This is a genomic window from Streptomyces sp. NPDC004788 (assembly GCF_053601115.1).
On sequence record NZ_JBSGBF010000035.1, the window covers coordinates 67,292 to 77,656 of the forward strand.

7 protein-coding genes are annotated in these 10,365 nt (G+C 72.8%); 5 read left to right on the plus strand and 2 right to left on the minus strand.

Annotated features, from left to right (window positions below):
* The first annotated feature begins 31 nt into the window (after positions 1–31).
* Positions 32–559, plus strand: coding sequence for a hypothetical protein (locus ACWEJX_RS17855; RefSeq protein ID WP_451608372.1), 528 nt, complete (start codon positions 32–34; stop codon positions 557–559).
* A gap of 79 nt (positions 560–638) precedes the next feature.
* Here ACWEJX_RS17855 and ACWEJX_RS17860 read toward each other — a convergent pair whose 3' ends face one another.
* Positions 639–1,907, minus strand: a complete 1,269-nt coding sequence (locus ACWEJX_RS17860; RefSeq protein ID WP_451608373.1) for a serine hydrolase domain-containing protein — start codon at positions 1,905–1,907, stop codon at positions 639–641.
* Positions 1,908–2,094: 187 nt separating this feature from the next.
* Here ACWEJX_RS17860 and ACWEJX_RS17865 point away from each other — a divergent pair, with 187 nt between their 5' ends.
* The 4 genes from ACWEJX_RS17865 to ACWEJX_RS17880 all read left to right on the plus strand — a co-directional run bounded on the left by ACWEJX_RS17865 (position 2,095) and on the right by ACWEJX_RS17880 (position 5,548).
* A complete protein-coding gene (locus ACWEJX_RS17865; protein ID WP_451608374.1) occupies positions 2,095–3,243 on the plus strand; it encodes a sensor histidine kinase in 1,149 nt (382 codons plus the stop codon).
* The gene (locus ACWEJX_RS17870) at positions 3,234–3,887 is read left to right on the plus strand and encodes a response regulator (protein ID WP_451608375.1); all 654 of its coding nucleotides are present in this window, start codon (positions 3,234–3,236) and stop codon (positions 3,885–3,887) included. Before ACWEJX_RS17865 ends, ACWEJX_RS17870 begins: the two co-directional genes overlap by 10 nt.
* 97 nt (positions 3,888–3,984) lie before the next feature.
* Complete coding sequence (locus ACWEJX_RS17875; protein ID WP_451608376.1) at positions 3,985–4,938, plus strand: immunity 49 family protein; 954 nt, start codon at positions 3,985–3,987, stop codon at positions 4,936–4,938.
* 103 nt (positions 4,939–5,041) lie between these two features.
* Entirely contained in the window at positions 5,042–5,548 is a 507-nt protein-coding gene (locus ACWEJX_RS17880; protein WP_451608377.1) for a DinB family protein, read from the plus strand.
* Here ACWEJX_RS17880 and ACWEJX_RS17885 read toward each other — a convergent pair.
* Positions 5,472–10,289, minus strand: a complete 4,818-nt coding sequence (locus ACWEJX_RS17885) for a DNA repair ATPase (RefSeq protein WP_451608378.1) — start codon at positions 10,287–10,289, stop codon at positions 5,472–5,474. The genes ACWEJX_RS17880 and ACWEJX_RS17885 overlap by 77 nt on opposite strands.
* Between the last annotated feature and the right edge of the window lie 76 nt (positions 10,290–10,365).

Genomic DNA, 10,365 nt, shown 5'->3' on the forward strand with positions numbered 1-10,365 from the left:
GGCTGCCGGCTGCACGTGGCAGTATTCCGCCATGTCGATGGGGGAAGCACCGGCGACACCGGCCGACGCGGTGCAGGAACTTCGGGAGATCGCCCACGCGTGGGTCGACGGACAGCGCGGTGAAGCCGGGCTTCTGACCGAGGCTGCTCTGCGGGCCCTGTGCGCCGGTCTCGACACACCGTCGCTGCTGCACCTCGCCGCGCTGAACCGCTGCGAGCACGATCTGGCCCCGGAGTTGTTCGGCCGGGTGATGGACGAGCTCGGCTTCGGCTTCCACCCGCCCGAGGAGTACTGGGAAGGCCGGCTGGCGCTCGCCCGCTGGTGGGCTTCCGAGATCGTCGGCGGCTGGCTCGACCCCGCGGAGGGCATCGCCCTCATCTTCTACAACGTGGCAGAGGCCTATGGCCGCTGCGAGGAGTTGAACCCCGTGATCGACGCGGTGGCGGCGCACTGGGAGAACGGGGGTCCGCAGCGCTCCCCGGAGGAGATCACCGCACAGCTGATTCGGCTCGCCGGGGAGCTCCTGGCCCGCATCCCGGCACCCGGCCGGCCCGCCTGAGGGCAGGGCCCCGGCGAGAGCGCGGCACGGCACTCGGCGATCTCTCGGCGCACCGCGCCCGATACGACGGGCACGCGGGTCACTTTTCCTGTCGCTTGGCGGAGGTGTCGCACAGTGCGCGGTCCACGAGGGCGCTGGCGGCTTTGTGCTGCCGGAGCGTGTTCTCGAGGTCGTTGAAGCTGGTGGACAGGGAGACGGTGACGGCGCGGCCGCCGTCTTGCGTGGCACCGTTCAGGGTGATGTAGCCGGCCTCGCCGCCCTCGTGGCTCCAGTAGCTGCCGCCGCAGCTGAGGGGGCGGCTGACCAGGCCGAGGCCGTAGCGGCCGCCGGGCCAGAAGGTCTCGATCCGCTTGTCGACGGGGACGGTGTGCTGCATGTCGGCCATGCGCGCCCGGGACAGCAGCCTGCCGCCCAGCAGTCCCCGGAAGAAGCGGTTGACGTCGGCCGTGGTGGAGACGTAGCCGCCGAGGTCGGGGACGAGCTGTTCGGTGACGTCGGTCCGTTCGCCCGAGGGGAAGACCTGGTAGCCGTCCGCGTGCGGGCGGCGAAGGGTGGACGTGGTGCCCGACAGATACGTGTGGTGCATGCCGAGCGGCTTCAGGATCCGCCTCTCGACCTCGTCCTGCCACGGCCGGCCGGTGGCCTTCTCGACGATCATGCCGAGGACGACATAGCCGGTGTTGGAGTAGCTCCAGCCGGTGCCGGGCTCGAAGTCGGGGTGGTGCTTCATCGCCCGGGCGACGATCTGTTCGGCGGTGTAGGTGTCGTAGCGGTGCCGGTAGTACTGCCGCGGGGTGTCGAAGCCGGGAAGGTCGTCGTGGAGGCCGCTGGTGTTCTGCAGGAGCTGACGCACGGTGATCTTCCGTGGGTCGTTGCCGTTGCCGTCGATGACGCCGGGCAGTCGGCGGTCCACCGTGTCGTCCAGTGAGAGCCTGCCCTCGTCGACCAGCTGCAGGACCACCGTGGCCATGAGCGCCTTGCCGGTGCTGGCGATGCGGAAGTAGCCGTCGCGGGGCACCGGGCGGTTCGTGCCCGCCACGGCGACTCCGGCGGTGGCGACGAGATCCGGGCCGGATGCGGTGGTCACCCGCGCCTGGACGCCGGTGATCCCGAGCGCCCGGACGGCATCGGTGTCCCGGCGCAGGTCGTCCTGCCGGTAGCCGGACGGGGACGGCACGGACGGCGTGGCCGTGCCGTCCGAGGGCTGGACGGCTATGGCCACGGACGCCGTGCCGAGCGCGGCCACCGCGACGGCCAGCCATCCTCGGCCGATCCGGCGACGTCGGCCCGAGGCGGGCTTCTGGGAGGGGTGGTGCTGCTGCGCGGAGGACTGAGTCGTCGATGTCATGGACGCCACGCTAGGCAGGCGACGCGTGGCAAGTCGCTACCACGGGCGGCCGGTTGGGACCTACAGGTGGCTGTAGTGCCGCGGGTGCGCCCGGCCCGTACAGTGGCGCGTCTGCGGGCCGCTCCCCCGGTCCCGTACGGCTTACGGCACAGGGCACACGACACACGAAGGCGGGCCGGTGTACGGCGTGATCGGTGAGGCTCGCGCGCGGTTGATCCAGACCGGGCGCAGCGAGCGCTACCTGCTCGGCACCCTGCTGAGCGCGACGGTGACGCTCGTGGCGGCGCCGCTGCTGTGCGTACCGTCGCTGGCGGCTGCCTGGGCGGAGCGCCACCGCCGACGGGCGGGGGCGCTCCTCGGCCGACCGGTGGAGCCGTGCGCGTACGCCCCGCGCCGTGCACTCCTGTGGCTCGTGGCCCAGGTGGCCGGCGGCCTGCCCGCGGGCGTACTCGCCCTGTTGTGCCTGGGCAACCTGTTCCTCACCTTTGTCGTCACCGTGGGGTGGTGGGCCTTTCCCGCGTCGGATCCGCCACGGCTGCTGCTGTTCGGTGTCCGTGTCAACGGCTGGTCCCCCGCGCTGACGCTCAACCTGGCGCAGTTGGTGCTGCTCGCGGCGCTGGCGACGATCGCCCTGCCACCGCTCGCCCGGGTGCACGCGCGCTGCTGCCTGGCGGTCCTGGCGCCGTCGCCCGCGGAACAACTGGCCGCGCGGGTCGTCGAGCTGACGCGGACGCGCGCGGACGTCCTGCAGGCGCACGGCGCTGAACTCCGCCGGATCGAGCGCGACCTGCACGACGGCACCCAGGCCCGGCTGGTGGCCATCGCCATCCGGCTCGCCGTGGCCGGGGAGAGTCTTCCCCAGGCCCCCGAGGCGGCTGCCGCGCTCATACGGCAGGCGCAGGCCGAGACCGAGGAGGCGATGGCCGAGCTGCGCTCCGTCATCCGCACCATCTACCCTCCGGTCCTGGCGGACCAGGGACTCGCCGGCGCGCTCGGCACCCTGGCCACCAGGACCGGCGTGCCGACCCGCATCGACGTCGGCGAACTCGGCGAGGTGCCCGCCGCGGTCGAAGCGGTCGCCTACTTCGCCGTCACGGAGGCGCTCGCGAACATCGCCCGGCACAGCCGGGCCACCAGGGCCGCGGTGCGCGTCACCCGCGACGGCCCAGAGCTGTCCGCGGAGATCACCGACGACGGGGCCGGCGGGGCCGACGCGTCGCGGGGCAGCGGCCTGGACGGAATCCGCCGCCGTGCCGCCGCCCTGGACGGCACACTGAAGATCATCAGCCCGCCGGGCGGGCCGACCACCGTCACCGTGGAGCTGCCGTGCGTGTAGTCATCGCCGAGGACAACGTCCTGCTGGCGTCCGGCCTCGAACTCCTGCTGAACTCGCAGGGCTTCGAGGTGGCCGCGATCACCGACGACGCTCCCGGATTCCTCTCCGCCGTCGAGACCCACCGCCCGGACGTCACCATCGTCGACGTGCGGCTGCCCCCGAGCTTCCGCGACGAGGGCATCCGCGCCGCGCTCCAGGCCCGTAGCGACCACCCCGGACTTCCCGTCCTGGTCCTGTCGCAGTACGTCGAGCAGGAGTACGCCGGCCGCCTCCTCTCCGACCCCCGCGGCGGCATCGGCTATCTCCTCAAGGACCGGGTGAGCCGCATCGCACAGTTCACCGACGCGCTGCGCCGTGTGGCCACCGGCGGTACGGCCATGGACCCCGAGGTCATCGCCCAGCTCCTCGCCGGGCGCGGCGATCCCGTCGACGCCCTCACACCCCGCGAGCGCGAGGTCCTGGCGCTGATGGCCGAAGGGCACGACAACTCCACCATCGCCCAGCGGCTCTTCGTCACCGACAACGCCGTCCACAAACACGTCGGCGGCATCTTCCTCAAACTGGGCCTGCCCGCCGGCGACAGTGGCCACCGCCGGGTCCGCGCCGTCCTGACCTACCTCCGTCGCCACGGCGGCGCGATGTGAATCACCCGGGGCGGGACCGACCCCCGGGCAGGGATGTCCGAGCTCGTTGGTAGCGTGCCGCTTCACGGTGGGATCGATCATGAACGGACGGTCAGTCATGCAGGAAGTGGCACATCACGAGGTGAGCGAGAAGCTCCTCGCCCAGGCGCTCGACGACATCGAGGGGCGGGCCTTCGGCCGGTGGCACAGCATGCGCTACGACTCCTTCCGGCTCGACCGGCTGCGGGAGACGAGCGACGAACTGCTCGACCACGTCGCCGCGCGCACGCTGAGCGCGCCCGGACTCGACGACGCGTCACGCGTCGTCCTGCGTACCGCGGCGGAGTGCGCGCTCGGTGTAATCAGCCTCGGCTGCTTTCCCGACGGCGACCAGGAAATCAGGCTTCCGCTGGTCGACGAGGAGCTGACGAGCGAGGAGCTCGCCTTCGCGGACGTCATCGACGAGGCTCCCACGGCGCGGACCTGGCTGGACACGTTCGCGGTCGTCGTGGTCAGCGGACTGGTGTGGGACTGGAAGCGGGTCAGCGGGCTACTGCTGCTGCAGGACTTCGCACCGGCCGTCCGGGACGGCGTGCCGTACTCGAAGCTGACGTCGGTGTCGGAGCCGGCCGATCTGGCGGCGATGGAGGCGCTCTGCGGCTATCTGACCGAGGCGAGCGGGCACCTCCCCCGCGACTGGCCGACCGTGCCCCTGCGCAAGCCCGACGCCGTGGAGCGCGCCGAGGCCGCCGGGCGACTGGACGCGGCCGGCGCCCTGACGCCGGACCAGCGGCTGCTGCGCGTCCTGCTCGACGACGACCAGGCCGCCTTCGAGCAGGCGCTCGTGGACCGGCTGGTCGCTCACCGCGAAGGCGTGGACGCGGACCCGGCTCCGCGGACGCTGCTGCCGCTGGACGCCCTCGCCCTGGCAGCCCTGGCCGTCCAGGTGCACGGCTGGGAACTGCGCGTCCGCTCCGGCTACCTGCCCCATGGCATCGTGGGCCGGACCGACGCGCTGGAACGGGCCGCACACAGTGAGCAGAACAACCTCGGGCTCTGGCACGCCAAGTAGCCGCGAGACGCGGGGGGGTGAGGGGGGCCGGGCCGGTCGATGAACGCGTCGACACCGGTAAATGCGTCGACACTCGTGGCGGCGATCGGAGAGGCTTCGCGCGATGACAAGAATCGACGACACACCGCCCGCGTGGGACGAGCGCACCCAGCTCACCACGTTCCTCGACTACGCACGTGACACCGCCCGCGCCAAGTGCGACGGCGTCTCCCCGGAGAACGCCCGCAAGGCGCTCCTGCCGAGCTCGCCGCTGATGACCATGAGCGGACTGGTCAATCACCTTCGCTGGGTCGAGTACTACTGGTTCCAGGTGGTCTTCCTCGGCGAGGAGGACCAGGGTCCCTGGACCGAGGAGGACCCCGACCGCGAGATGCGGATCGCCGTCGACTTCCCGCTCCCGCAGCTGCTCGACGAATACGCCGAACAGAGCGCCCGCTACCGCGAACTGGTCGCCGGGAACAGCCTGGACGAGCAGGCCCGGCGGGCCGTGCGCAACGGTCTCCACGTCGACCTGCGCTGGATCCTCCTCCACCTCACCGAGGAGACGGCCCGTCACAACGGCCATCTGGACATTCTGCGCGAGATGCTGGACGGCACGACGGGCGACTGATCCCGTCGGCGAGCCGGCCGAGCGCGGCGACGGCCCTGGTCACCGGGTCGTCGTCCGCGCCGGCGCCGGGGGTCCGGGTACGGGTGTAGGCGGCGGTGATCTCCGTCCAGCGCGCGGCCTGGGCGGCGGTGAGGGTGCCGCGGAGCCGGGCGAGTCCGAGCAGGTTGCTCTCGGCCTCGGTGGTGAGTGTCTGGGCCTCGGCGGTGTAGTGGTCGTCGATGACGGCGGCGAGTTCGCCGTCCGTCATCACGGGGTTGATGCGGGCCGCGATCCTGTTCATGTCGCGGTAGGAGCCCTGGAGCCGGAAGGGCGGTTCGGTGCGGGCCTCGTCCGCCTGGGCGGCCGAGGCGATGTAGGCGGCGTTGACCGCGAGTACCGTGTCCCGGGCCGTCAGCAGGTGCCGGAGGACGGCGAGGACGCGGTCGAGTTCGGCGGGGGCGAAGGGGTGGGACAGCCCGTCGCGGGGGACGGTCGGATCGCCGTCGGCGAGGCGGACGAGGAGTTCCACGTCCGCCCGCGCGCGGCCGGCCAGCGGCGCGAGAACCGGGTTCGACGTGAGGGCGTTCTCGACGAAGCTGAGGGCGAAGGCGTCCTCCTTGCCGGTGAGGACGTCGCCGAGGTTCCACACGTCGGCGCGGTTGGCCAGCATGTCGGGGATCCGGAATCGCTGTCCGGACTCGGTGTACGGGTTGCCGGCCATGCACACGGCGAAGCGTTTGCCGCGCAGGTCGTGCCCGTCGAGGGTGCGGGTGGTGTCGCAGAGCGGGATGAACTTCTGCAGGAACTCGGGCGAGCAGTGCTGGATGTCGTCGACGTACAGCAGGACGTTGGTGCCGGCCGCGAGCGCGAAGGAGAGCTTCTCCAGTTCGCGGCGGGCGGCCGCACCCGGCGCCTCCGCCGGGTCGAGGGAGGTGGTGGTCCGGCCGAGGGCCGGACCGTCGATCTTCACGAGGAGCAGGCCGAGGCGGTCGGCGACGTACTCGACGAGGGTCGTCTTTCCGTACCCGGGCGGGGAGACGAGCAGCAGCAGCCCGCTGTTGTCGGTCCGCTTCGCGGCGCCGGCCGCGCCGATCTGCTGCGCGAGGTTGTCTCCGATCAGGGGCAGCCAGACCTCGTCGACGAGCCGGTTGCGGACGAAGGACGTCATGACCCGCGGGCGGTACTCGTCCAGGCGCAGCCGGTTCCGCTCGGCCTCGACGAGTGCCGTGCGCTGCTGCCGGTAGGCGCGGAAGCCGGGCGCCATGCGCTGGGCGAAGTCCGTGGTCCGTTCGAGGAACTCGTCGAGGCGGAGGGTGAGCGTGCCGTCGGTGATGACGGGGTGGGTGCCGAGCAGGCCGGTGATCCGCGCGGTCGTCGTGGCGCTCGCGGCGTAGCGTTCCAGTGCGGGGCAGAGCTCCACGGCGACGGCCTCGGCGAGGGTGCCGTCGTCGACCTCCTCGCCGCACGACGCCGCGTAGGCCGTCAGCCAGCCCTCCACGAGCTGTCGTCTCGCGGGCAGTTCCGCCAGTACGGCGAGATCGTCGTCGTACGCCGGATGCCCGACCGCCTGACGGAACTTGTCGAGGAACACGCGGGCCGGTTCGGACAGCGCGAAACCGGACGGCGTGGTGGCCAGTTCCTCGAAGAGGTACGCGGCGGCCGCGGGGTCGCCGACCGCCGCGGCGAGTTCCGCCCGGGCGTCGTCGATCGCCGGTGCGAGCCCGAAGGTGTCCCGGGCCCGGGTCAGTGACACCGCGCGGCGCGTCCAGGAGAGGCGTGACCGGTCCGTGGCCGCGTGGGCCCAGAAGAGCTGCGCCGCGGCGCGGGCGGCGGCGGGGTGGCGGAGCGGTCCGGCGTCCTCGTACAGGTCGAGGAGGGCGGACAGGATGAGGGTCGCGTCGTGGTCGTGCACGCCGCGCTCGTACCCCTCGTCGTACGAGGTCTCGGCGGCCCGGCGGACGAGTGCGGACAGATCGGTGCCGGTCAGGGCGGCCGGTCCGTGTTCGGCGAGGAGTCGCGCGGCGAGGTGTTCGGCGCGGTAGACGGCCGGTGATTCGGACGGCAGGGTCCGGCCCCAGTACGGGCGGGTGGCGGCGAAGCCGGGGTCGGTGACGGGTGCGCGGTAGTCGGTGCCGGCGAGCGTGAGGGTGAGGCTGTCGCCGTCCGGGACGAGGCTGAGTTCGGGTGCCTGGCGGTTGACGGCGAACACGTGCCGGCCCAGGCGGATGGAGTCTCCGCCGTCGGCGTAGAGCTCGGTCCGGTCCCGCAGGGCGCGCCCGGCCTCCTGGCGGGCGGCGCCGAGCCGGCCCTCCAGTTCCTCGGCCCGCACATGGTCGCCGAGTTCCCGCAGTTCGTCGCAGGTCCGGCGGACCTTGACGACCATCGGGTCGGAGGCGAAGTACGTGTGCACCGCGTCGACGCTGTCGAGGGTCGCGGCGCGGCGGGCGACGGACTCCAGGACCCGTGCCGCGGAGTCCGCGAGCCGGTGGGCGCGGCGGGCGCGTTCGTCCTGGAGGGTCTGCCGGCGCGCCGCGAACGCGTCGTACACCTCGGTGCGCCGGTCGGCGATCCGGCCGAGGAAGCCGTCGTGCTCGGCGAACCGCGACTCCAGGTTCTCCAGTCGCAGGAGCAGCCGGGCGAGTTCCTCGTCGCAGGCCGCGGGTGTGTGCGCGGCGGCCAGTGCGCCGGTGACCGCCTGGGCGAGGAGCGCGAGTTCGGCGGCGAACTCGGCCCGGCCCTCCTGGTCGAGCAGCTCCCGGCGGCGGGCGTCGAGGACGGCCCGGGCCCGGTTGACCAGTCCGAGGACCTCCGTGATCCGCTCCAGGATCGTGGTCCGGGCGGTCGCGTCGCCGACGTCGAGGCCGGCGACGACCTCGGTGAGCGTCCGGAGCCCGTCGGCCAGCGACTCCAGCCGGTCGGTGACGGGGGCGGCCTCGGCGACGGTGGTGATCGCCCCGGCGCCCTCGGTGAGCCGCTCGACCTCGGCGAGCCGGGCGGCGAAGGCGTCCGGCCGGGAGAGGGACTCGACGGCTCGCGCGGCGGTGGATTCGATGGCGTCCCGCAGGTCGCCGGCGAGCGCGTCGATGCGTTCGGTGTCGGCGTGGCGCGTCTCCTTCAGCGTCAGCAGGTGTCCCTGCGCCCGGCGCAGTTCGGCGATGCGGTCGATCCACTCCTCGGCTCCGGCGGGTGCCTCGCCGCGGACGCGCCGTACCAGGCGGGCGATGTCGGCGGCCGCTTCGGCCAGGGCTTCGGCGGCCTGCCGGGTCAGGGTCTGCACGGTGCGGAATTCGGTGAGCACCTGCTCGGCGGTGGCGCGCACCTGGTTCAGCGGGGTGCGGAGGTCTCCGACGGCCTCGTCGCCGAGCCAGTGGTGCTGGTCGGCGGCGCGGGCGCAGGCCGCCGACAGCGCCTCGTACAGCGTGTCGGTGGGGGTGGTGGCGGTGACCTGGCGGGCGATGGACAGGCAGTCGGAGATGCCGCGCACCAGGTCGGCGTTGCCGATCCGGGACAGCGGGCCGCCCGTCGGGGGCGCGGTGTGGGTGGCGGAGGCGTACGGGCTCTGCCAGATCTGCAGCGGGTGCACCCGGGCGGGTTCGTCTGACTCGGCGCGGAGCACCGGCAGCGTGCCGTCGTCGAAGAGGGCGTAGCCCCGGCAGGAGAGCGGGGTGGCGACCTCCTTGCGGACGAGGTTGTAGGGAAGGAGCCGGCTGCGTCCCTCGGCCCGGGCGTGGAAGACGTACAGCACGTCCTCGCCGTTCGGCGAGCGCACGGCCCGCTCGAACTCCAGGCCCGTCGTGTCCCCGTCGAAGGTCTTCACCGTCCCGTCGGCCAGGCAGTAGCCGCCGGGGAAGACGATGCCCTGGTCGTCGGGGAGCCGCCGGCAGGAGCGGCCGATGTCGTCGATCCGGACGACGGTCCTCGTCACGGTGTTGAAGACCAGGTGCCGGCGGGTCTCCTCCTTGTACGGGCGGATCCGCAGCAGGATCAGGGGCCCCAGCACGGCGTGGGCGACCTCGGCGTCCGCGAGGGACTGGAGGGGTTCGGCGACGGGCTCGGTGTGGATGCCGTGCGCGGTCCCGGTGTCGTTCTCCGTCTTGACGGTGAGGGTTCCGCCGACGGTGGACACGAAGACCCGGCCGTCGACGGAGATGTGCGGGTGGCGGCCCAGGACGTGGTCGTCGCGGGTCGCGTCGGTCCACTCGAAGTCCTGCTGGGCGGGCAGGACGAGGTCGCGTTCGCCCCGCGCGTCCAGGAAGCGGGCCGCGCCGGACGGGGTGAGGGCCCACCTCAGGACTCGGATGTCGTCGGTCTGTTCGCCGGTCCGGAAGACGGCGAGCAGCCTGCCCTCCCCGCGGTGGAGCCGGAGCAGCCGCACTCCCTGGTAGTAGCGGTGCAGGGCGGTGAACTCGCGGACGAAGGCCGGATCGTCGAGCAGGCCGGGCACGGCGTCGTCGGGGAGCCGGTTCAGGTCGCGGCCGTGCAGGGCGAACACGTCGCCGACCTCGGCCGTTCGCTCGGGCCCGGTTCCCGTGGACGTCCGGTAGCCGAACAGGAGCCGGTCGCCGACGGCCACGATGTCACGCGGCACGCAGGGGCGCTCCGTGAGGAGGCGTTCGGTGCGGGTGAGGGCGAGACCGGTGGAGCCGAACTCGGCGGTCCGCGCCGCGTTCAGGGCCTCCGCGCGGCGGGCCAGCTCGGCCGCCCGGGCACCGAGGCGGTCGCGCAGCACCTCGTACGTACCGGCGTCCAGCGTGCTCTCCATACCGGTCTCCATCCGTTCCAGCTCCCCTGTGTGCAAGGTGGTACGGGTCGCCGAGCCGCCCCCCTCCCGGCGGCTC